Source organism: Zestomonas carbonaria, assembly GCF_904061905.1.
Classification (GTDB): domain Bacteria; phylum Pseudomonadota; class Gammaproteobacteria; order Pseudomonadales; family Pseudomonadaceae; genus Aquipseudomonas; species Aquipseudomonas carbonaria.
On record NZ_CAJFCI010000039.1, the window covers coordinates 107,604 to 128,347 of the forward strand.

At 66.4% G+C, this 20,744-nt stretch carries 21 protein-coding genes, 1 tRNA gene and 1 riboswitch; of the genes, 17 read left to right on the top strand and 5 right to left on the bottom strand.

The features are described 5' to 3' along the window. Positions 1-9: 9 nt before the first annotated feature. From PSEWESI4_RS09815 to PSEWESI4_RS09855, 9 genes are all read left to right on the top strand, one after another. Positions 10-1,746 carry a protein-disulfide reductase DsbD gene (locus tag PSEWESI4_RS09815; RefSeq protein ID WP_187671021.1) on the top strand — a complete coding sequence of 579 codons (1,737 nt, stop codon included), beginning with the start codon at positions 10-12 and terminating at the stop codon, positions 1,744-1,746. 142 nt (positions 1,747-1,888) lie between these two features. Further along, positions 1,889-2,332 carry a type II 3-dehydroquinate dehydratase gene (gene aroQ, locus PSEWESI4_RS09820; RefSeq protein WP_187671022.1) on the top strand — a complete coding sequence of 148 codons (444 nt, stop codon included), beginning with the start codon at positions 1,889-1,891 and terminating at the stop codon, positions 2,330-2,332. Between the two features lie 51 nt (positions 2,333-2,383). Beyond that, on the top strand, positions 2,384-2,842 hold the full coding sequence (gene accB, locus PSEWESI4_RS09825) for an acetyl-CoA carboxylase biotin carboxyl carrier protein (RefSeq protein WP_187671023.1): 459 nt from the start codon (positions 2,384-2,386) through the stop codon (positions 2,840-2,842). 17 nt (positions 2,843-2,859) lie between these two features. Next, positions 2,860-4,212, top strand: a complete 1,353-nt coding sequence (gene accC / locus PSEWESI4_RS09830; protein WP_187671024.1) for an acetyl-CoA carboxylase biotin carboxylase subunit — start codon at positions 2,860-2,862, stop codon at positions 4,210-4,212. A gap of 180 nt (positions 4,213-4,392) precedes the next feature. Continuing rightward, a complete protein-coding gene (prmA, locus tag PSEWESI4_RS09835; RefSeq protein ID WP_187671025.1) occupies positions 4,393-5,271 on the top strand; it encodes a 50S ribosomal protein L11 methyltransferase in 879 nt (292 codons plus the stop codon). Between the two features lie 720 nt (positions 5,272-5,991). Next, positions 5,992-7,131: an acyl-CoA dehydrogenase family protein gene (locus PSEWESI4_RS09840; protein ID WP_187671026.1), complete on the top strand. Its 1,140-nt coding sequence runs from the start codon at positions 5,992-5,994 to the stop codon at positions 7,129-7,131. A 48-nt stretch (positions 7,132-7,179) separates the two neighbouring features. Beyond that, positions 7,180-8,004, top strand: a complete 825-nt coding sequence (locus PSEWESI4_RS09845; RefSeq protein ID WP_187671027.1) for an amidohydrolase family protein — start codon at positions 7,180-7,182, stop codon at positions 8,002-8,004. A gap of 77 nt (positions 8,005-8,081) precedes the next feature. Next, positions 8,082-9,719 carry an AMP-binding protein gene (locus PSEWESI4_RS09850; RefSeq protein WP_187671028.1) on the top strand — a complete coding sequence of 546 codons (1,638 nt, stop codon included), beginning with the start codon at positions 8,082-8,084 and terminating at the stop codon, positions 9,717-9,719. A 38-nt stretch (positions 9,720-9,757) separates the two neighbouring features. Next, a complete protein-coding gene (locus PSEWESI4_RS09855) occupies positions 9,758-10,939 on the top strand; it encodes a CaiB/BaiF CoA transferase family protein (RefSeq protein ID WP_187671029.1) in 1,182 nt (393 codons plus the stop codon). A gap of 165 nt (positions 10,940-11,104) precedes the next feature. Here the strand turns inward: PSEWESI4_RS09855 and PSEWESI4_RS09860 are convergent, their stop codons facing one another. The 3 genes from PSEWESI4_RS09860 to PSEWESI4_RS09870 form a co-directional block, all read right to left on the bottom strand. After that, on the bottom strand, positions 11,105-11,599 hold the full coding sequence (locus PSEWESI4_RS09860; protein WP_187671030.1) for a SprT family zinc-dependent metalloprotease: 495 nt from the start codon (positions 11,597-11,599) through the stop codon (positions 11,105-11,107). A gap of 94 nt (positions 11,600-11,693) precedes the next feature. Further along, entirely contained in the window at positions 11,694-12,293 is a 600-nt protein-coding gene (locus PSEWESI4_RS09865) for a Yip1 family protein (RefSeq protein ID WP_187671031.1), read from the bottom strand. A 165-nt stretch (positions 12,294-12,458) separates the two neighbouring features. Next, positions 12,459-13,055, bottom strand: coding sequence for a DNA-J related domain-containing protein (locus PSEWESI4_RS09870; protein ID WP_187671032.1), 597 nt, complete (start codon positions 13,053-13,055; stop codon positions 12,459-12,461). Between the two features lie 90 nt (positions 13,056-13,145). Between PSEWESI4_RS09870 and ttcA the strand changes: the two genes are divergently transcribed. The 6 genes from ttcA to PSEWESI4_RS09900 all read left to right on the top strand — a co-directional run bounded on the left by ttcA (position 13,146) and on the right by PSEWESI4_RS09900 (position 17,540). Beyond that, positions 13,146-13,970: a tRNA 2-thiocytidine(32) synthetase TtcA gene (gene ttcA, locus PSEWESI4_RS09875; protein ID WP_187671033.1), complete on the top strand. Its 825-nt coding sequence runs from the start codon at positions 13,146-13,148 to the stop codon at positions 13,968-13,970. A 50-nt stretch (positions 13,971-14,020) separates the two neighbouring features. Then, positions 14,021-14,692 (top strand): DNA-3-methyladenine glycosylase I, encoded by a 672-nt coding sequence (locus PSEWESI4_RS09880; protein WP_187671034.1) that lies wholly within the window; start codon positions 14,021-14,023, stop codon positions 14,690-14,692. A gap of 107 nt (positions 14,693-14,799) precedes the next feature. Beyond that, positions 14,800-15,567 carry an NAD-dependent deacylase gene (locus tag PSEWESI4_RS09885; protein WP_187671035.1) on the top strand — a complete coding sequence of 256 codons (768 nt, stop codon included), beginning with the start codon at positions 14,800-14,802 and terminating at the stop codon, positions 15,565-15,567. A gap of 69 nt (positions 15,568-15,636) precedes the next feature. Beyond that, complete coding sequence (locus PSEWESI4_RS09890) at positions 15,637-16,254, top strand: C40 family peptidase (RefSeq protein ID WP_187671036.1); 618 nt, start codon at positions 15,637-15,639, stop codon at positions 16,252-16,254. Positions 16,255-16,343: 89 nt separating this feature from the next. After that, on the top strand, positions 16,344-16,862 hold the full coding sequence (locus PSEWESI4_RS09895) for a C40 family peptidase (RefSeq protein WP_187671037.1): 519 nt from the start codon (positions 16,344-16,346) through the stop codon (positions 16,860-16,862). A 15-nt stretch (positions 16,863-16,877) separates the two neighbouring features. Then, on the top strand, positions 16,878-17,540 hold the full coding sequence (locus tag PSEWESI4_RS09900) for an O-methyltransferase (RefSeq protein ID WP_187671038.1): 663 nt from the start codon (positions 16,878-16,880) through the stop codon (positions 17,538-17,540). Between the two features lie 4 nt (positions 17,541-17,544). Here the strand turns inward: PSEWESI4_RS09900 and PSEWESI4_RS09905 are convergent, their stop codons facing one another. Then, positions 17,545-17,886, bottom strand: coding sequence for a type II toxin-antitoxin system RelE/ParE family toxin (locus PSEWESI4_RS09905; protein ID WP_187671039.1), 342 nt, complete (start codon positions 17,884-17,886; stop codon positions 17,545-17,547). Next, positions 17,846-18,157: a type II toxin-antitoxin system Phd/YefM family antitoxin gene (locus PSEWESI4_RS09910; RefSeq protein ID WP_235978910.1), complete on the bottom strand. Its 312-nt coding sequence runs from the start codon at positions 18,155-18,157 to the stop codon at positions 17,846-17,848. Before PSEWESI4_RS09910 ends, PSEWESI4_RS09905 begins: the two co-directional genes overlap by 41 nt. 179 nt (positions 18,158-18,336) lie before the next feature. Here PSEWESI4_RS09910 and PSEWESI4_RS09915 point away from each other — a divergent pair. Together PSEWESI4_RS09915 and btuB are read left to right on the top strand one after the other, a co-directional pair. Further along, positions 18,337-18,412, top strand: a tRNA-Ala gene (locus tag PSEWESI4_RS09915). A gap of 108 nt (positions 18,413-18,520) precedes the next feature. Next, positions 18,521-18,736, top strand: a riboswitch (cobalamin riboswitch). A 118-nt stretch (positions 18,737-18,854) separates the two neighbouring features. After that, a complete protein-coding gene (gene btuB, locus PSEWESI4_RS09920) occupies positions 18,855-20,729 on the top strand; it encodes a TonB-dependent vitamin B12 receptor (RefSeq protein ID WP_187671040.1) in 1,875 nt (624 codons plus the stop codon). Positions 20,730-20,744 lie beyond the last annotated feature (15 nt).

Here is a 20,744-nt window from a genome sequence, read left to right on the forward strand (position 1 = left end):
TGTCGCGAGATGCCGTTGCGTCGCCTGTTGCTTCCCCTGCTGCTCCTGTTCCTCGCCCTGCCGGCCGCCGCCAGCCTGTTCGACAAGCGCCCCAACCCCGAGCTGGGCGCGCCACTGAACAACAGCGCCGACTTCCTGCCGGTGCGCGAGGCGTTCCGCCTGAGCCTGGTCGACAGCACGCCGCAGTCGGTCAAGCTGCGCTTCGTCGCCGCCGACGGCTACTACCTGTACCGCCACCGCTTCCAGTTCCGCGTCGAGCCGGCCGACCTGGCCGCCGGCGACGCGCAACTGCCGCCCGGCGAAGAGAAGACCGACCAGTATTTCGGCGACGTCGAGGTCTACTACGGCGTGCTCGACGTCGAGCTGCCGCTGGACAACCCCTACGAGCTGCCCTACAGCCTGCACGTGACCTACCAGGGCTGCGCCGACAAGGGCCTGTGCTACCCGCCGGAAACCGAACGCCTGGATATCGGCGACGTCGCCGGCACCCCGCCCGCCGGGGAAACCGGCTGGAGCTGGCACGCCCTGGCACTGTTCTTCCTCGCCGGCCTCGGCCTGACCTTCACCCCCTGCGTGCTGCCGATGCTGCCGATCCTTTCCGGCGTGGTGCTGCGCGGCAAGATCGGCGGGCTGCGCGGGCTCAGCCTGTCGCTCGCCTACGTGCTGCCGATGGCCGCCTGCTTCGCCGCGCTCGGCGCGCTGATGGGCGTGTTCGGCGCCGAGCTGAACCTCCAGGCGCGCCTGCAATCGCCCTGGGTGCTGGTGCCCTTCGCCGCCTTCTTCGTGCTGTTCGCCCTGGCCATGTTCGGCCTCTACGAACTGCGCCTGCCGCGCCTGATCAGCGAACCCCTCGACCGCCTGGCCGGCAAGGCCGAGGGCGGCTCGCTATGGGGCGCGGCGCTGCTCGGCGTGCTGTCGTCGCTGCTGGTCTCGCCCTGCGTATCGGCGCCGCTGGCCGGCGCGCTGCTCTACATCAGCGCCAGCGGCGACGCCCTGGGCGGCGGCCTCAAGCTGTTCGCCCTCGGCCTCGGCATGGGCGCGCCGTTGGTGCTGTTCGCCACCGGCGGCGGCGCGCTGCTGCCGAAGTCCGGCACCTGGCTGGTCACCGTGCGCAACACCTTCGGCGTGCTGCTGCTGGCGGTCTCCGTGTGGCTGCTCGAACGCGTCCTGCCCGGCCCCGTGGCCCTGGCCCTGTGGGCCCTGCTGGCCGCCGGCGCGGGCTGGTTCCTGGCCCGGCGCGGCCGCCTGCGCCTGGGGCTGGGCCGTCACCTGAGCCTGCTCGGCGGCGTGCTGCTGATCGGCTACGCGCTGGTCGCCAGCGTCGGCGTCGCCCGTGGCGGCTCCGATCCGCTGCGCCCCTGGGCCGGCGCCCTGGCCATGGGCGAATGGCAGACCCTCGCCGATCCCGCCGCCCTGGATCGCGCCCTGGAGTCCGCCAAGGGTGCCGGCGAGCCGGTGCTGCTCGACTGGTACGCCGACTGGTGCATCAGTTGCAAGGTGATCGAGCGCGAAGTGTTCGGCGCCGCGTCGGTCCGCGAACGCCTCGGCGACTACCGCCTGCTGCGCTTCGACATCACCGCCAGCACCCCGGAACAGCGCACCCTGCTCGACCGCTACAAGCTGTTCGGCCCGCCGGCGATCCTGTTCTTCGCCGCCGACGGCAAGGAGCGGGCCGACCTGCGGGTGGTCGGCGAGGTCACCCTCAAGGAGTTCGCCGAACGCCTGGACAAGGCTGACCGGCGCTGACCTTCCGGTCACAAGCGGACGAAACAGCCATTTCGTCGTTCTGCAACGAAAAAACGCCATCCTGCAGGCTACGTCGGGAAACTGGACAGCCTGCTCGGCCGTCCGGCATAGTCCCGCCATTCCCACCTCCAGGAACCCTTCCATGGCCAACCTGCTGGTCCTCCACGGACCCAACCTGAACCTGCTCGGCACCCGCGAGCCGGGCGTCTACGGCGCAGTGACCCTCGATGCGATCAACCAGGACCTGCAACGCCGCGCCGAGGCCGCCGGCCATCGCCTGGGCTACCTGCAGAGCAACGCCGAGCACGTGCTGATCGAGCGAATTCACGCCGCCAGGGGCGAAGGTGTCGACTTTATCCTGATCAATCCCGCCGCTTTCACGCATACCAGCGTCGCATTACGTGACGCATTGCTGGCAGTGAGCATCCCATTCATCGAAGTGCATTTGTCCAACGTGCACAAACGCGAACCTTTCCGCCATCACTCCTACTTCTCCGACGTCGCGGTGGGAGTGATCTGCGGCCTTGGCGCCAGCGGCTACCGGCTGGCTCTGGAGGCTGCCCTGGAACAACTGGCCGCCGCGTGACCCGCGGACGCGTCCGAACGCCCGTGAACAGACCTTGGGAGTTGATGCTTAATGGATATTCGTAAAGTCAAGAAACTGATCGAGCTGCTGGAAGAGTCCGGTATCGACGAACTGGAGATCCGCGAGGGCGAAGAGTCCGTGCGCATCAGCCGCCACAGCAAGGCCGTCGCCGCCGCCCAACCCATCTATGCCGCCGCCCCGGCACCGGTCGCCGCCCCGGCACCCGCTCCCGCCCCGGCCGCCGAAGCCGCCGCTCCATCCGCGCCCAAGCTGAACGGCACCGTGGCCCGCTCGCCGATGGTCGGCACCTTCTATCGCGCCGCCTCGCCGACTTCCGCCAACTTCGTCGAGATCGGCCAGACCGTGAAGAAAGGCGACATCCTGTGCATCGTCGAAGCCATGAAGATGATGAACCACATCGAGGCCGAAGCCAGCGGCGTGATCGAATCCATCCTGGTGGAAAACGGCCAGCCGGTTGAGTACGACCAGCCCCTGTTCACCATCGTCTGATGCACGGGGAGCCTGCGATGCAGCTGGAAAAAGTCCTGATCGCCAACCGTGGCGAAATCGCCCTGCGCATCCTGCGCGCCTGCAAGGAACTGGGTATCAAGACGGTGGCCGTGCACTCCACCGCCGACCGTGAACTGATGCACCTGGGCCTGGCCGACGAATCCGTCTGCATCGGCCCCGCCCCAGGCAACCTCTCGTACCTGAACATCCCGGCGATCATCAGCGCCGCGGAAGTCACCGGTGCCACCGCGATCCACCCCGGCTACGGCTTCCTCGCAGAGAACGCCGATTTCGCCGAGCAGGTGGAGAAATCCGGCTTCGCCTTCATTGGCCCGAAAGCCGAGACCATCCGCCTGATGGGCGACAAGGTCTCCGCCAAGGACGCCATGAAGCGCGCCGGCGTGCCCACCGTGCCGGGCTCCGACGGCCCGCTGCCGGAAGACGAGGAGACCGCCCTGGCGATCGCCCGTGAGGTCGGCTACCCGGTGATCATCAAGGCCGCTGGCGGCGGCGGTGGTCGCGGCATGCGCGTGGTGCACAAGGAAGAAGACCTGATCAAGTCGGCCAAGCTGACCCGCACCGAGGCCGGCGCCGCGTTCGGCAACGAGATGGTCTACCTGGAGAAGTTCCTCGGCAACCCGCGCCACGTCGAAGTCCAGGTGCTGTCCGACGGCCAGGGCAACGCCATCCACCTGGGCGACCGCGACTGCTCCCTGCAGCGCCGTCACCAGAAGGTGCTGGAAGAAGCCCCCGCCCCGTACATCGACGAGCAGGCCCGCGCCGAAGTGCTGGAGCGCTGCGTGCGCGCCTGCATCGAGATCGGCTATCGCGGCGCCGGCACCTTCGAGTTCCTCTATGAAGACGGCCGTTTCTACTTCATCGAGATGAACACCCGGGTGCAGGTCGAGCACCCGGTGACCGAAATGGTCACCGGCATCGACATCGTCAAGGAGATGCTCAGCATCGCCGCCGGCAACAAGCTGTCGTACACCCAGGATGACGTGGTGATCCGCGGCCATGCCCTGGAATGCCGGATCAACGCCGAGGACCCGGACAACTTCATGCCCAGCCCCGGCAAGGTCAAGCACTTCCACGCCCCCGGCGGCTTCGGCGTACGGGTCGACTCGCACCTGTACAGCGGCTACAGCGTACCGCCGAACTACGATTCGCTGATCGGCAAGCTGATCACCTACGGCAAGGATCGCGACGAGGCCCTGGCGCGCATGCGCAACGCCCTCGACGAAATCGTCGTCGATGGGATCAAGACCAACGTGCCGCTGCACCGCGACCTGGTGGTCGACAAGGGCTTCCGCAAGGGTGGCGTGAACATCCACTACCTGGAAAAGAAACTCGGCATGGACAAGCACTGAAGCTGCAAGCTGCAAGCTGCAAGCTGCAAGCTGCAAGCTGCAAGCTGCAAGCTGCAAGCTGCAAGCTGCAAGCTGCAAGCAGTATCATGCGAAGCCCAAGGGGGAGCGGCAATGCCGCTCCCTTGTTTTTTCTTGCAGCTTGAGGCTTGAAGCTTGAGGCTGCTTACCGAAGGAAAGCGTATGCCCTGGCTGCAAGTCCGTCTCGCCATCACCCCGGAACAGGCGGAGACTTACGAGGACGCCCTGCTCGGCGTCGGCGCCGTATCGGTGACGTTCATGGACGCCGAGGACCAGCCAATCTTCGAGCCGGACCTGGGCACCACCCCGCTGTGGACGCACACCCACCTGCTCGCCCTGTTCGAGGCCGACACCGATCCCGACGACCTGGTCGCGCACCTGCAATTGCTGACCGGCGCGCCGCTGCCCGAACACCAGATCGAGCGCATCGAGGACCAGGACTGGGAACGTAGCTGGATGGACAACTTCCAGCCGATGCGCTTCGGCCGCCGCCTGTGGATCGTGCCGAGCTGGCACGCCGCACCGGAGCCGGAAGCGGTCAACCTGCTGCTCGACCCCGGCCTGGCCTTCGGCACCGGCACCCACCCGACCACCGCGCTGTGCCTGGAATGGCTGGACGGCCAGGAACTCGCCGGCTGCGACGTGCTCGACTTCGGCTGCGGCTCCGGCATCCTCGCCATCGCCGCCCTGCTCCTGGGCGCCGACAAGGCCGTGGGCACCGATATCGACCCACAGGCCCTGGAGGCCTCGCGCGACAATGCCAACCGCAACGGCATCGACCCGGCGCGCTTCCCCGTCCACCTGCCGGCCGACCTGCCGCAGCAACAGGCCGACGTGGTGGTCGCCAACATCCTCGCCGGCCCGCTGGTGCAACTGGCGCCGCAGATCAGCGCCCTGGTCAAGCCGGGCGGCCGCCTGGCGCTGTCCGGCATCCTCGCCGAACAGGCCGAGGAAGTCCGCGCCGCCTACCAGGCCGAATTCGACCTCGACCCCACCGCCGACAAGGATGGCTGGGTGCGGATCAGCGGGGTCAGGCGCTAAAGGCTGGAGGCTGGAGGCTGGAGGCTGGAGGCTGGAGGCTGGAGGCTGGAGGCTGGAGGCTGGAGGCTGGAGGCTGGAGGCTGGAGGCTGGAGGCTGGACAGGGTTCTGGCCATGCCTCTTCGCTGTCAAACCTTTTTTCGCGGCCATGGAACTGGGCGTCCCCGCCGATCCTACAGGTCAACCTCAATGCCGGCCTGTAGGAGCGCGCCATGCGCGCGATCCCCGGCAACGCCAGAGCATCGCCAGCAAGCTGGCTCCTACAACAGCGAACGAGTAGCCCGGATGAAATCCGGGGAAACCCTCCCGGATTGCATCCGGGCTACATGGCTGGCCATGCACCTTCTGCGTCAAGCCTTTTATCGCGGCCATGGACCGCTCCTACGAACACGGCCTCGATGCCGACCTGTAGGAGCGCGCCATGCGCGCGATCACCGGCAACGCAAAAGCATCGCCAGCAAGCTGGCTCCTACAACAGCGGACGAGTAGCCCGGATGAAATCCGGGGAAGCCCTCCCGGATTGCATCCGGGCTACGTGGCTGGCCATGCACCTTCTGCGTCAAGCCTTTTTTCGCGGCCATGGACCGCTCCTACCATGCTTGCCATTGCATCGGCCTGGCCGGTGAGCGAATGGGTCAATCGAGGCTGAGCGGCTGGGTCATTGAGGGGGAGGGGAGGGCTGCCTAACCTGCGGGACAAACAAAAACCGCAGAGGCCCATCCATGCAACGCATCCACTTCGAGACCGAGCACGACATGTTCCGCGACGCCTTCCGCAGCTTCCTGCAGAAGGAAGTGGTGCCTCACCAGGAAGCCTGGGAAGAGGCCGGGGTGGTCGATCGCGCGGTGTGGGAGAAGGCCGGCGAGATGGGCTTCCTGCTGCCCTGGGCGGACGAGGAATACGGTGGCGCCGGGCTCAAGGACTTCCGCTATGAGCAGATCATGTGCGAGGAGCTGGCCCACATCAACGAGCCGGGCTTCATGATCCCGCTGCACTCGGCGCTCTGCGGCCCCTACATCGCCGAGTACGGCAGCGCCGAGCAGAAGGCGCGCCTGCTGCCGGGGATCATCCGTGGCGAAACCATCCTCGCCGTGGCGATGACCGAGCCGTCCGCCGGTTCCGACCTGGCCGGCATGCGCACCACCGCGGTGGACAAGGGCGACCACTGGCTGCTCAACGGCTCCAAGGTGTTCATCTCCAACGGCTACCTGGCCGACGTGGTGATCGTCGCGGCGAAGACCGACCCGGCCAACAAGCACGCCATGGGTCTGTTCCTGGTCGAGCGCGGCATGGAAGGCTTCGAGCGCGGCAAGAACCTCAAGAAGCTGGGCATGAAGAGCCAGGACACCGCCGAACTGTTCTTCAACAACGTCAAGGTGCCCAAGGAAAACCTGCTGGGCGATGCCAAGGCCGGGTTCTTCTACCTGATGAACATGCTCGCCCAGGAACGCCTGACCAACGCCTGCGGCGCGGTGGCCGGCGCCGAGGCGGCGCTGAACACCACCGTCGACTACGTCAAGGAGCGCAAGGCCTTCGACCGCCCGATCGCGCACTTCCAGAACACCCGCTTCAAGCTGGCCGAGATGCGTACCCAGATCGACGTCGCCCAGGTGTTCGTCGACCGCTGCGTGATGGACCACAACCAAAGGAAACTCACCCCGGAAGTCGCCGCCGAGGCCAAGCTGTTCACCACCGAACTGCTCTGCAAGGTGGTCGACGAGGGCGTGCAACTGCACGGTGGTTGGGGTTACATGTGGGAATATCCGATCTGCAAGATGTACGCGAACGCGCGCATCCAGCGGATCTTCGCCGGCACGTCGGAAATCATGAAGGAGATCATCAGTCGCGGCATGAAGCTCTGAAGCCGCCCGGCGCGACCGCCAGTCACTCACACCAGCGAGGGACTCACCATGACGCTCGGTGCCATCGACGCCTGGGCCCAGCCGGCCAACGGCCGGACCCGCGAACTGATGCCGGAGGTCGTGCGGCTGTTCGAGAAATCGGGCACCGCCCACCTGCTGGATCGGCGCCTGACGCCCGAACAGACCGTCGCCGAGATGGACAAGGCCGGCGTGGACAAACTGATGCTCGCCGCCTGGTGCCGGCCGGAAGGCTGGGTGTACGGCAACGACGAGATCGCCGAATTCACCCGTGCCTTCCCGGAACGCTTCGTCGGCGTCGCCACGGTCGACCTGGGCAAGCCGGTGGCGGCGGTGCGCGAACTGGAGCGGGCGGTAACCGAGCTGGGCTGCAAGGCGCTGCGCATCGTGCCCTGGTTGTGGAAACTGCCACCCAACCACCGCCTGTACTACCCGCTGTACGTGAAGTGCATCGAGCTGGACATCCCGTTCTGCACCCAGGTCGGCCATACCGGGCCGCTGATGCCGTCGGAGACCGGCCGGCCGGTGCCTTATCTGGACGAAGTGGCGCTGGATTTCCCCGAGCTGCGCATCGTCGCCGGGCACATCGGCCACCCCTGGACCGACGAGATGATCGGCGTGGCCTGGAAACACGACAACATCTACATCGACACCTCCGCCTACCTGCCGCGCTACTACCCGGCGCAACTGCTGCAGTTCATGCGGACCTATGGCCAGGACAAGGTCATGTTCGGTAGCAATTTCCCGCAGCTCCCGCTGGACCGCTGCATGGCCCAGGTGGCGGAGCTCGACCTGGCCCCGGCGGTGCGCGAGAAGTTCCTGCGCGGCAACGCGGCGAGGGTGTTCAAGCTATAAACACAAGGTTGCCGGTTCCCGGACCGGCGGTCGCGAAGGCATCCCACTGCCAAGAACAACAAGAAGGGGATCGATCGATGACGGAACAACTGCCGCTACAGCGTTTCGCCCACTGGCTGGACGAGCAGCCCGACCGGGTATGGCTGCGCCAGCCACGCAAGCGCGTCTGGCACGAACTGACCTGGCGCCAGGTCGACGACCAGGCCCGGCGCATCGCCAGCGCGCTGCGGGCGTTGGGCTGCGAGCGGGGCGACCGGGTGGCGCTGTTTTCGAAGAACTGCGCGGAATGGTTCATCGCCGACCTGGCGATGATGTTCGCCGGCCTGGTCAGCGTGCCGCTGTACCCGACGCAGTCGTCCGAGAGCATCGACTACGTGCTGCGGCATTCGGCGTGCAAGGTGATCTTCCTCGGCAAGCTGGACGACCAGGACAAGCTCTCCGACGCCATTCCCGGAACAGTCCGGCGCATCGCCCTGCCGTACCCCACACTGCCGGCGGACTATCAATGGCGCGACCTGCTGGCGCAGCATGAGCCGCTGGCCGACGTTCACCAACAGCGCCCCGAGGAAATCCTCAGCATCCTCTACACCTCCGGCACCACCGGCCAGCCCAAGGGGGTAATGCTGAGCGCTGGCGCCATGGCCTTCGCCGCGCGGAGCGCGGTCGAGGAGATGAAGATCGACTCGACCGACCAGTGTTTCTCCTACCTGCCGCTGTCCCACGCCGCCGAGCGCTTCCTGGTGGAACTGGAAAGCCTGTATTCCGGGGCGACGGTGAGTTTCGTCGAGTCCCTGGAAACCTTCGCCGAGGACCTGCGCCACGTGCGGCCGACCATGTTCTTCGCCGTGCCCCGGCTGTGGACGCGCTTCCAGTTGGGCGTGCTGGAGAAGGTGCCGGGGCCGAAGCTGGAGCGCCTGCTGCGTATCCCGCTGCTCGGCGCCCTGGTGGCACGCAAGATCCGTCGCCAACTGGGCCTGGACCGTGCGCGGGTGCTGGTGTCCGGCGCGGCGCCGATCCCGCGCGCGCTGCTGGACTGGTACCAGCGCATCGGCCTGACCATCTGCGAGGGCTACGGGATGACCGAGAACTTCGCCTACGGCACCTTCAACCGGCCGGGCCAGGTGCGCTTCGGCTCGGTCGGCCGTCCGATGCCCGGCTGCGAGGTGCGCATCGACGACAATGGCGAGGTGCTGTTCCGCAGCCGCTCGCTGATGAGCGGCTACTACCTGGACCCGGAAAAGACCGCCGAGACCCTGCGCGACGGCTGGCTGCACACCGGCGACAAGGGCGAGATCGACGCCGATGGCTACCTGACCATCACCGGGCGCATCAAGGACATCTTCAAGACCAGCAAGGGCAAGTACATCGCCCCGGCGCCGATCGAGGGCGAGATCGCCAAGAGCACCTGGGTCGAGCAGGTCTGCCTGATGGGCAGCGGCCTGGACCAGCCGCTGGCGCTGGTCGAACTGGCGCCGGCCGCCCGCCAGGCGGTGCGCGAGCAGGTGGAGCGCGACCTGCTGGAGACCTTGCGGAGCCTGAACGAACGGCTGCTACCCTACGAGCGGGTCAGCCACCTGCTGGTGGTGCGCGACGCCTGGACCATCGACAACGGCTGCATGACGCCGACCATGAAGATCCGCCGCAACGTGCTGGAGGCGCGTTTCGCTCCAAGGGTCGCAGCCCTCGACGCCAGTCGAAAACTGCATTGGGAGTAACCGGCGGGACGTCCCGCCCCATATCGCCAGGAGTGACCATGTCAGGCCCGTTGTCTTCGCTGAAAATCCTCGATTTCTCCACCTTGCTGCCGGGGCCGTTCGCCTCGCTGCTGCTGGCGGACATGGGCGCCGAGGTGCTGCGCATCGAATCGCCGACCCGCCCCGACCTGGTGCGGGTGCTGCCGCCGCACGACGGCGAGGTCTCCGCCGCCCACGCCTATCTCAACCGCAACAAGCGCAGCATCGCCCTGGACCTCAAGCGCCCGGAGGCGATCGAAGTGGTCAGGCAGTTGCTCATCGATCACGACATCGTCCTCGAACAGTTCCGGCCCGGCGTGATGGAACGCCTGGGGCTCGGCTACGAGGCGCTCAGGGCGATCAACCCGCGGCTGATCTACGTGTCGATCACCGGCTACGGGCAGACCGGCCCCTACAAGGACCGTGCAGGCCATGACATCAATTACCTGGCGCTGTCCGGCCTGGCCGCGCAGACCGGCCGCAAGGACAGCGGCCCGCTGCCGCTGGGCGTGCAGGTGGCGGACGTGGCCGGCGGCTCCTTCCATGCCGTGATGGGACTGCTGGCGGCGGTGATCCAGCGCCAGCAGACCGGGGAAGGGCAGTACATCGACATCAGCATGACCGACTGCTCCTTCACCCTGCATGCCATGGGCGGCTCGGCCTACCTGGCCTGCGGCGAGGAGCCGTCGATGGAAAGCCAGGCGCTCAACGGCGGCAGTTTCTACGACTACTACCGCACCCGCGACGGCCGCTGGCTGTCGGTGGGCAGCCTGGAGCCGCAGTTCATGCAGCAACTGTGCGCCGCGCTCGGCCGGCCGGAACTGGCGGCGCGCGGCCTGTCACCCAGGCCCGAGGACCAGCGGGCGCTCAAGCGCGAGTTGCAGGTGGCCTTCGAGCTGCGCGACTTCGACGAGTGGTGCGAACTGTTCGCCGGCCTGGATGCCTGCGTCGAGCCGATGCTGAGCCTTTCCGAAGCGGTCGAGCACCCTCAGCTCAAGGCCCGCGAGCTGGTGGTGGAAGTGCCGCGCGAGGGCGGGGACGGGCAGCGGCAGATCGCTTGCCCGATCAAGTTCTCCGACGGCATCCCGGCGCCCCGCCATATCGGCGCGAAGGTGGGGGCGCATACCGTGGATGTGCTGCGCGAGCTTGGCTACGACGACGAACGGATCGCCGGGTTGAAGGCCGGGAAGGTCATTGGGTAAGGGCGCTCGAAAAGCCGATAAGAGCGCTGGAGGCTGGAAGGCTGGACGAAAAAGCAGTCGGAGCAGCGTTCGTAGGGTGGGCTGAGTCGCGCTATTCCACCCTACGTGACGAAGACCTCGATCGCTCCCCGTCATCCCCGCGAACGCGGGGAACCAATGAAACCGTCATTCCACCCGATGTTCGCCGCTGAACACCAGTGTCGTCCGGCAGCGCCGGCAGTAGTAGCGCCGTCCCTTGGCCACCATGGCGTGGCGTTGGGCGGAGAAGGGGAATTCGCCGTCCGGGCAACCGCACAGGTAGATGAAGCGACTGACCCGGCGGCGCTTGACCTCGTAGCTGTGGCAGCGATGCGGCGGCAGTTCGTAGACGCCGCGCATGATCAGTTGCCATTCCTCGCCGTGGGGCTGGATCGTCGGGCCGAACAACTGGTGGGCGATCAGGTGCGCCACCTCGTGGGCCACCGTCTGCCTGAGAAAATCTTCCTGATTTTCGCGGTAAAGCTGCGGGTTGAAGCGCAGCTTGTTCTCGTCCAGGTGCGCCACGCCGGCCTTCTGCCCGCGCAGCTTGAAACTCACCTCGGGGCGGGGGAAACGGCGTTTGAAGAAGGCTTCCGCCTGCTGGTAGCAGGCTTCGACGCGGGCGTTGAGCAATTCGGGCATGGCGCGATTATGCCGTAATCCGCCAGCGGGCCGCATCGCCATCCGCCGGACAGCAAAAGGCCGCCCGCAGGCGGCCCGGGTTCGACGAATGTGCTCAGTACCTGTAGACCGGGCCGACGCCCGAGCCCCAGAGCACCACCGACAGGGCGATCATCGCCACCAGCACCACCAGGCCCACCGCCAGCACCGAGCTGGAGAACAGGAAGCCTTCGTCCTTGGGAATGTTCATGAAGGTCGGTATGCCAACGTAGAGCAGGTACACCGTGTAGCAGATCGCCGCGGTGCCGACGATCATCGCCAGCCACAGGTTGGGATAGAGCGCGGCGAGCCCGCCGATGAACAGCGGAGTGGCGGTGTAGGCGGCGAACACCACGCACTGGGTCATGCTCGGGTTGGCGTCGTAGGTGCGCGCCATCCAGTGGATGAAGGCGCCCATCACCGCGACGCCGGCCAGCATCGCCAGGTAGGACATGATGGTCATGACCAGGGCGCTGCTCTCGGTGAGCATGACCGGCGCGCCGCCGCCGATGCTCCAGCCGACCTGGGTCGTGCCGATATAGGCGGAAACCGCGGGGATCGCGGCCAGGATCAGCACATGGGTCAGGTACATGTGACTGATGGATTCTTCCTCGCCACGGATTTCTTGCCACTCTTGGTCGGGATGGGTGAAAAGCCCCAGAACGTGATGGATCATGCCAAACACTCCTCTTGTTATGGCGATCGCCCCCCAGCGATGCGCCCGGCGCGCGTGACAGCGCTACCGGGTGCACAGGCCGAATCTCTGCGACCGTATGTCGCAGTATAGGTGGGGCTGGAGGCCGCGCTGTCCGTGGCTTTAGAGCGAATAGCCCTATAAAGCTCAGGAGTAATAGCGTTCCAGAATTTCCATGGCGAGGTTGAGGGATTGCAGCCGCGTGGTGCTGCCGCCCCGGTCCGGGTGATGCTCGCTGACCAGTTGCCGGTAGCGGCGCTTGATCACGGCCAGGTCGAGCCGCTGGGTGCCGCCGTCCAGGCCGAGCAGTTCCAGCGCCGCGCGCTTCTCCTCGCCACCCTGCATGCGTGTCCAGAAACTGGTCAGCAGTTTCTCCACGTCTTCCTCGCTGGTGTCGCGCAGGTTGCTCATGTCCAGGTAGTAGTCGCGCAGCGGGTCATGCTCGCTGAGCGCGGCCACGCCGGCCTGGTAGGGCAGGAGCTGGATATGCAGGGCGCCGATCTGCAGGTGCCCGGACCGCTCGCCCCAGAGCCGGTCGCGCAGTCGGTAGAGGGCGTTGAACACCAGGAAGTGGGTGCGGAACAGCACCAGCCTGTCGGTCAGCGGCAGGTTGGGGACATGGGTGGAATGGTGCGTCTTGAGCCGCTGGATCAGTTGGTACTCGCTGCAGCCGCCGGCCTCCTCGCGCAGCAGGATCAGCAGTTGGTCGGCCAGGTCGAGGTCGCAGGCGAGATCGTTGTTCATCGCCCGAGCCTAGCACGGGGGTGGGGCGGCAATCGGTTTACGCGTAAAATGCCCGGCTTTCAGCTTTCGTTTCGTGGACTCCGACACACCATGGGCACCCTTTCGGTCAACCAGAACAAACTGCAGAAGCGCCTGCGCCGCCTGGCCGGCGAAGCCGTCACCGACTTCAACATGATCGAGGACGGCGACAAGGTGATGGTCTGCCTGTCCGGCGGCAAGGACAGCTACACCATGCTCGACATCCTGCTCTATCTGCAGAAGGTGGCGCCGATCCGCTTCGAGATCGTCGCGGTGAACATGGACCAGAAGCAGCCGGGCTTCCCCGAGCACGTGCTGCCGCAGTACCTGGAGTCCATCGGCGTGCCGTACCACATCATCGAGAAGGACACCTACTCGGTGGTCAAGGAGAAGATTCCCGAGGGCAAGACCACCTGCTCGCTGTGCTCGCGCCTGCGGCGTGGCACCCTGTACACCTACGCGGACGAGATCGGCGCGACCAAGATGGCCCTGGGGCACCACCGCGACGACATCCTCGAGACCTTCTTCCTCAACATGTTCTACGGCGGCACCCTCAAGGCCATGCCGCCCAAGCTGCTCTCCGACGACGGCCGCAACGTGGTGATCCGCCCGCTGGCCTATTGCGGCGAGAAGGACATCGAGGCCTATTCGCGCCTCAAGGAATTCCCGATCATCCCCTGCAACCTCTGCGGCTCGCAGGAGAACCTGCAGCGCCAGGTGGTCAAGGAGATGCTGCTGGAGTGGGAGCGCAAGTCTCCGGGCCGCACCGAGATCATGTTCCGCGCCCTGCAGAACGTGCAGCCCTCGCAACTGGCCGACCGCAACCTGTTCGACTTCGCCAGCCTGCGCGTCGACGACGCCGCCACGCCGCGTTTCCTCGACGTGATGAATCTTTGAACGGCTGCGGCAAGCTGTAAGTAGAAATCGGCAAGGGAAAAGCGAAAGCGATGCGCGACTACCAATGGCTTCACGAATACTGCCTGAACCGCTTCGGCTCGGCCGAGGCACTGGAAGCACTGCTGCCGCAGCCGAAGTCGGCCGATGAGCTGCGCGCCCTGGGCGACGACCGCTACCTGTCGACCATCGCCCTGCGGGTGTTCCGCGCCGGCCTCAAGCACAGCCTGGTGGACGCCAAGTGGCCGGCCTTCGAGGAAGTGTTCTTCGGCTTCGACCCGCACAAGGTGGTGCTGATGGGCGCCGAGCATCTGGAGCGGCTGATGCACGACGAGCGCCTGATCCGCCACCTGGCCAAGCTCAGGAGCGTGCCGCGCAATGCCCAGTTCATCCTCGACGTGGCGCGGGAGAAGGGCAGTTTCGGGGCGCTGATCGCCGACTGGCCGGTGACCGAGATCGTCGGCCTGTGGAAATACCTGGCCAGGCACGGCAACCAGCTCGGCGGGCTGTCCGCGCCGCGCTTCCTGCGCATGGTCGGCAAGGATACCTTCATCCCCACCGACGACATGGTCGCCGCCCTCAAGGCCCAGGAGGTCATCGACAAGGCGCCGACCAGCCAGAAGGACCTCGCCGCCGTGCAGGCCGCCTTCAATGAATGGCACGCCCAGAGCGGCCGTCCGCTGTGCCAGCTATCGGTGATGCTGGCGTACACGGTCAACCACTGAATGCCCGCCTGTAGGAGCCAGCTTGCTGGCGATCCGATCGATACCGTGACACCGTGATCGCCAGCAAGGACTAGGCGTCCCCCAGGCTCCTGCAGAAGAGGTGCGAGATGGATGAAGCGATCGCCCGTACCGCCCGGACGCTACGCCAGGCCGAGCGCATCCTGATCATCACCGGCGCCGGGCTGTCCGCCGATTCCGGCCTGCCGACCTATCGCGGCCTCGGCGGGCTGTACAACGGGCGTACCGCCGAGGGATTGCCGATCGAGGAGGCGTTGTCCGGACCGATGCTGCGCCGCGACCCGGCGCTGTGCTGGAAATACCTCGCCGAACTGGGCAAGGCCTGCCTGGGCGCGCAGCCCAACGCCGGTCACCTGGCCATCGCCGAACTGCAGCGGCGCAAGCCGGAATGCTGGGTGCTGACCCAGAACATCGATGGCTACCACCGCGCCGCCGGCAGCCCGCCGGAGCGGCTGATCGAGATCCATGGCGAACTGGCGCCGCTCTACTGCCAGTCCTGCGGCGCGGAAAGCGTCGAGCTGGCCGAGCACCTGCACCGGCCGTTGCCGCCATTGTGCGTGGAATGCGGTGGTGTCCTGCGGCCGCCGGTGGTGCTATTCGGGGAAATGCTTCCCGAGGAGGCCATCGACCGGCTCTACGCGGAAATGCGCAAGGGCTTCGAGGCGGTGCTCAGCGTCGGCACCACGGCGAGCTTCCCCTACATCATCGAGCCGGTGCTGCATGCTCGCGCTGCCGGCGGCTTCACTGTCGAGATCAATCCGTCGCACACCGAGCTCAGCTCGTACGTGGACGTTCATCTGCAGGGGCGGGCCTTAGACATTTTGTCGCGGCTACTGAGTCACAATGGCGGCGATTAAAATTTGCAATCGAAATTCCATGAAGGCATAGTCGCGTCTTCCATAAGAATTCCAGACACGGTCGTGCCCATGCTCAGACGCTTCGCACCCCTCGTGCCACTCGCATTGACATTCATCCTGGGGGCCTGCGCCGGCCATTCGCCGAGCGCACTGAACACCGCTGCCAATGACCGCCCGACTCCCGCACCGATCGCGGTGGAAGAAGAGTCCGTGGAAGAGCGGCTGCCGGATTTCTCCAAGGACAAGCCCTACGAACTGCCGAGCTTCGCCGACAGCATCCTGGCCCACGGCCTGTCGCTGGTCGGCACCCGCTACCGCTACGGCGGCAGCTCGGTGGCCACCGGTTTCGATTGCAGCGGCTTCATCGGTTACCTGTTCAAGGAAGAGGCTGGCGTGAAGCTGCCGCGCTCCACCCGCGAGATGATCGACCTCGACGCCCCGCAGGTCGCACGCAGCGACCTGCAACCGGGCGACCTGCTGTTCTTCAACAACAACGGTCGCGGCCGTGTCAGCCATGCGGGCATCTACCTGGGCGACGACCAGTTCATCCATTCCTCCAGCACCCGCAGCGGCGGGGTGCGGGTCGACAGCCTCGGCGATAAATACTGGAGTCGCAGCTTCATCAAGGCCAAGCGCGCCCTGGTCATGGCTTCCAACAGCCAGGACGGCGCCACCAGCCAGCGCTGATAGTACCTCCGCGCGCATACCCTCGGGGTTGCGCGCGGCCATCCATCCGGGCAGAGTAGGGCGCATCTCAGGAACAGGACTGTCCGCCCATGCCCTTGCCGGCTCGTCTCGCCCTGTTGCTCCTCGCCGCGTTGCTGACCGCCTGCGCCAGCAGCCCTCCCCCGAAATCCCCCGTCTATCTCGTGTCACCAGGCGCCGTCGGCAGCGCCGAGGACGTGCTGTTCCGCGCCCTCGGCCTGGTCGGCACGCCCTATCGCTACGGCGGCAACACGCCGGAAGGCGGTTTCGATTGCAGTGGCCTGATCGGCTACGTCTACCGCGACGCGGCCGGCGTGGCGCTGCCGCGCTCGACCCGCGAACTGCTCGCCATGCACGCGCCGAAGGTGTCGCGCGACGCATTGCGTTCGGGCGACCTGGTGTTCTTCGCCACCAATGGCGGCAGCCAGGTCAGCCACGCCGGCATCTACGTCGGTGAGGGTCGCTTCGTCCATGCGCCGTCCAGTGGTGGCACCGTGCGGCTCGACAGCCTGGGGGCTACCTACTGGCTGAACAGCTACCTGGGCGCCAAACGCGTGCTGGCGGCGCCCAGCCTGGCCGGTCATCCCTGATCGCGGGAGCTGCCCATGACCGGCCGAACCCTGAGCCTGGACGACGACCTCTACCGCTACCTGCTCGACGTCTCCCTGCGCGAGACGCCGCTGCTCACCCGCCTGCGCGCGGAAACCCAGGCCATGCCCATGGCGCGCTGGCAGATCGCCCCGGAGCAGGGGCAGTTCATGGGGCTGCTGGTCAGGCTGACCGGCGCCAGGCGCATCCTCGAAGTGGGCACCTTCACCGGCTACAGTGCGCTGGTCATGGCCGAGGCGATGGGCGAGGGCGGTTCGCTGCTGTGCTGCGACCTGCCCGGCGACTACAACGCCGTCGCCCGCCGCTACTGGCGCGAGGCGGGCGTCGAGGAACGCATCGAACTGCGCCTGGCGCCGGCGCTGGACACCCTCGCCGCCTTGCTGGGCGAAGGGCAGGGCGAGCGCTTCGACCTGATCTTCATCGACGCCGACAAGGCCAACTACCCGCGCTACCTGGAACTCGCCCTGGCGCTGACCCGGCCCGGTGGCTTGGTGCTGTTCGACAACACTTTGTGGAGCGGCCGGGTGCTCGAAGCGGAGCCGGCCGACGACGACACCCGGGCGATCCAGCGGCTCAACCGCCAGCTCAAGGACGACCCGCGCGTCGAATTGTCGCTGTTGCCGCTGGGAGACGGGCTGACGCTCTGCCGCAAGCGCTGAGCCGTCAGCGCATGAGGCAATAGTCGATCAGTTGCTTTTCGATGCTTTGTCGCTGGCGCAGGACCAACGCGACCATCACCAGGCTTGCGGCTTCGTCGTACTGGTAGAGGATGCGGAACTCTTCCAGATTCAGTTCCCGGTAGTGCAAGACCCCCAGCAGGGCGGCCTGCTCGCAGACCGGTGCGGCGAGGGGATGCGCCTTGAGGCGTTCTTCGAGGGTATGGATCAGTGCCGCCAGCCTGGCCTGGGCCAGTTCGACGCCGTGGTAAGGGACCAGATGATGGAGCTGCGAAACCAGGCTTTCTTCAGCGGTTGTGGCGTAGGCGATCTTGATCGTCTTGCTCATCGGTGGAATTTCCTCCCAATCCCTGGGCTGCCGGGCTGCGTTGCTTCAGGCGTTCGAGCAGGGTCTCTCCGGAGATCAGGCGGTCTTCGGCCTTGTCACGCTCGGCGAAGGACAACAGCTTGATCAGCGCCAGTGCCTCGTCCCGGCGCTTGCGCTCGGCGTAGGACTCGACCACGTAGGCCGGTACGCCATTCTGGGTGATGACCATGGGTTCGCTGAGATCCAGCGACGCGGCATGCTGCTTCAGGTAGCTGATGGTCTGGACTTTCATGGCTGTCTCCTAGTGGTGGCAGAGAGTCAGCAGCTTGGTGTGCTGTGCCGGACTCTTTATAGACTGAATTCGGACTGGCGACAATTGGCCTGCATGAAATGACTGTCTGCACGGGGTGTTTCCGTCTCTGTCCGGGCTTGCCCGGAGCCGCCTCGTCGAGTTACCTTCTGCACCGCCTCGGGCCGATAGCTCAGCTGGGAGAGCGCCGCGTTCGCAATGCGGAGGTCGGGAGTTCGATCCTCCTTCGGTCCACCAGTCCCCCAAGGCCAGCACTCTTCGATGCTGGCCTTTTTCTTTCCGTCTTCATGAATCCCCTTCATGTGGCCTCTGCCGCGCGTTGACGCGCGCGGCGCCTGGCTCTACCCTGCGCGCCTTGCTTCAGGTGCCCCGGCCATTGGCCAGGGGTGAAACAGGGAAGCCGGTCCATTCAGCCATGAAGATTCCGGCGCTGCCCCCGCAACGGTAGACGAGTAGACGACCGCATTCCGCCACTGTGCTTCGGCATGGGAAGGCGCGGCCGGGAATCCCCGCAGGGATTCGCTCGTGAGCCCGGAGACCGGCCTGTCGCAGTCCACGGCATCGCGGAGGGCGTTGTCTGGCGCGCGGGCGGTCGGCGGCGGCCCGTGCGTGTGTGCTCTCCAGGTGTCATTGATTGGCCTGAGTCGTGCGGGTGAGCACGATGGAGCACATAACTCGAATGAGCAAGTCCCTTTTCGCGTCGACAGCGGCCCTGCTGTGCGGCGTTTCCAGCTTTTCTCCCCTGGCCCTGGCAGCCTCCGGCTCCCTGGAGCTCGACCAGCAGGTGGTGACCGCCACCCGTCTCGAGCAGGCGGTGCCGAATCTCGCCGCCACCACGGTGATCGGGCGCGACGAGATCGAGCGCAGCCAGGCGCAGTCGGTGCCGGAACTGCTGCGCAAGGTGCCGGGCGTGTCGATCGCCAACAACGGCGGGCCGGGCAAGTCCACCTCGCTGTTCATGCGCGGCACCAACTCCAACCACGTGCTGGTGCTGATCGACGGCGTCAAGGCCGGCTCGGTGACCAGCGGCGGCAGCGCCTTGCAGGACCTGCCGGTGGAGCTGATCGAGCGCATCGAGGTGGTTCGCGGCCCGCGCTCCAGCCTGTACGGCTCGGAAGCCATCGGCGGGGTGATCCAGATCTTCACCCGCAAGGGCGGCGGCGAGGGCGCCAAGCCGTTCTTCTCCGCCGGCTACGGCACCCATGACACCTACGAAGGCAGCGTCGGGGTGTCCGGTGGCGACGGCAAGGGCTGGTACAGCCTGGGCATCAGCGGCTCGGATACCGACGGCATCAACGTCAAGCCGGCCGGCGCCAGCGGCTACGAGGACGACAGCGACGGCTACCGCAACCTGTCCGGCTCGCTGAACGCCGGCTACCGCTTCGACAACGGCCTGGAGCTGGACGGCAACCTCCTGCAGACCAAGTCGCACAACGACTACGACTCGGTGAGCAGCCGCCGCACCTCCGGCTTCAACGCCTATGCCGATGGCCAGACCAGGGTGGTCGGCGGCCGCGCGCGCTTCAATCCGCTGGCCCCCTGGCGCGTGACCGTGCAGGCCGGGCGCAGCGAGGACAAGTCCGACGCCTATCAGGACGGCGCCTTCTATTCGCGCTTCGATAGCCGCCGCGACTCGATCTCCTGGCAGAACGACCTGACCCTGGCCGAGGGCCACATCCTGACCCTGGGCGCCGACTACCAGCGCGACGAGGTCAACGGCAACACCGCCTACGCCGAGGATTCGCGCGACAACAAGGGCGCCTTCGTCCAGTACCTCGGCCAGGCCGGCCGCCACGACTGGCAACTGAGCCTGCGCCACGACGACGATGAACAGTTCGGCAACCATGACACCGGCAACATCGGCTGGGGTTACCTGCTGACCGAGGAGCTGCGCTTCACCGCCAACTACGGCACCGCGTTCAAGGCGCCGACCTTCAACCAGCTCTACTACCCGGGCTTCGGCAACCCCGACCTGGATGCCGAGAAGTCCCACAGCGTCGAAGTCGGCCTGAACGGCGAGCATGCCTGGGGCCACTGGGCGGCCAACGCCTACCGCACCAAGATCGAGGACCTGATCAGCACCATCACCGTCAACGGCATGAGCCAGGCCGAAGGCGTCGACTCGGCGCGCATCCGTGGCCTCGAACTGGTGCTCGGTAGCGATCTGCTGGGCTGGCAGTGGAACGCCAACTACAGCCTGATGGACGCGGAAAACCGCTCCAAGCGCTCCAGCCGCACCGGCATCGCCTACTACGGCAAGGACCTCAACCGCCGTCCCGGCCAGACCTTCAACCTCGATGTCGACCGCGCCTTCGGCGCCTTCAGCGTCGGCGCCACGCTGAGCGCCCAGGACTCGGCCTACGACGACCTGGAGAACCAGAAGGAGCTGTCCGGCTTTGCCACCCTCGATCTGCGCGGCGAATACCGGATCACCCCGGAATGGCGCCTGCAGACCCGCGTCGCCAACCTGCTGGATGCGGACTACGAGACCGCCGACGGCTTCAACCAGCCGGGGCAGGCGGTGTATTTCACCGTGCGCTACCAGGCGCTCTAAGAGAGGAGTCCCACC

Bases quoted from the DNA above. Each gene is read 5' to 3' on its own strand.
- PSEWESI4_RS09815 (WP_187671021.1), top strand. From the start codon at position 10: ATGCCGTTGCGTCGCCTGTTGCTTCCCCTGCTGCTCCTGTTCCTCGCC.
- aroQ (WP_187671022.1), top strand. From the start codon at position 1,889: ATGGCCAACCTGCTGGTCCTCCACGGACCCAACCTGAACCTGCTCGGC.
- accB (WP_187671023.1), top strand. From the start codon at position 2,384: ATGGATATTCGTAAAGTCAAGAAACTGATCGAGCTGCTGGAAGAGTCC.
- accC (WP_187671024.1), top strand. From the start codon at position 2,860: ATGCAGCTGGAAAAAGTCCTGATCGCCAACCGTGGCGAAATCGCCCTG.
- prmA (WP_187671025.1), top strand. From the start codon at position 4,393: ATGCCCTGGCTGCAAGTCCGTCTCGCCATCACCCCGGAACAGGCGGAG.
- PSEWESI4_RS09840 (WP_187671026.1), top strand. From the start codon at position 5,992: ATGCAACGCATCCACTTCGAGACCGAGCACGACATGTTCCGCGACGCC.
- PSEWESI4_RS09845 (WP_187671027.1), top strand. From the start codon at position 7,180: ATGACGCTCGGTGCCATCGACGCCTGGGCCCAGCCGGCCAACGGCCGG.
- PSEWESI4_RS09850 (WP_187671028.1), top strand. From the start codon at position 8,082: ATGACGGAACAACTGCCGCTACAGCGTTTCGCCCACTGGCTGGACGAG.
- PSEWESI4_RS09855 (WP_187671029.1), top strand. From the start codon at position 9,758: ATGTCAGGCCCGTTGTCTTCGCTGAAAATCCTCGATTTCTCCACCTTG.
- PSEWESI4_RS09860 (WP_187671030.1), bottom strand. From the start codon at position 11,599: ATGCCCGAATTGCTCAACGCCCGCGTCGAAGCCTGCTACCAGCAGGCG.
- PSEWESI4_RS09865 (WP_187671031.1), bottom strand. From the start codon at position 12,293: ATGATCCATCACGTTCTGGGGCTTTTCACCCATCCCGACCAAGAGTGG.
- PSEWESI4_RS09870 (WP_187671032.1), bottom strand. From the start codon at position 13,055: ATGAACAACGATCTCGCCTGCGACCTCGACCTGGCCGACCAACTGCTG.
- ttcA (WP_187671033.1), top strand. From the start codon at position 13,146: ATGGGCACCCTTTCGGTCAACCAGAACAAACTGCAGAAGCGCCTGCGC.
- PSEWESI4_RS09880 (WP_187671034.1), top strand. From the start codon at position 14,021: ATGCGCGACTACCAATGGCTTCACGAATACTGCCTGAACCGCTTCGGC.
- PSEWESI4_RS09885 (WP_187671035.1), top strand. From the start codon at position 14,800: ATGGATGAAGCGATCGCCCGTACCGCCCGGACGCTACGCCAGGCCGAG.
- PSEWESI4_RS09890 (WP_187671036.1), top strand. From the start codon at position 15,637: ATGCTCAGACGCTTCGCACCCCTCGTGCCACTCGCATTGACATTCATC.
- PSEWESI4_RS09895 (WP_187671037.1), top strand. From the start codon at position 16,344: ATGCCCTTGCCGGCTCGTCTCGCCCTGTTGCTCCTCGCCGCGTTGCTG.
- PSEWESI4_RS09900 (WP_187671038.1), top strand. From the start codon at position 16,878: ATGACCGGCCGAACCCTGAGCCTGGACGACGACCTCTACCGCTACCTG.
- PSEWESI4_RS09905 (WP_187671039.1), bottom strand. From the start codon at position 17,886: ATGAGCAAGACGATCAAGATCGCCTACGCCACAACCGCTGAAGAAAGC.
- PSEWESI4_RS09910 (WP_235978910.1), bottom strand. From the start codon at position 18,157: ATGAAAGTCCAGACCATCAGCTACCTGAAGCAGCATGCCGCGTCGCTG.
- btuB (WP_187671040.1), top strand. From the start codon at position 18,855: ATGAGCAAGTCCCTTTTCGCGTCGACAGCGGCCCTGCTGTGCGGCGTT.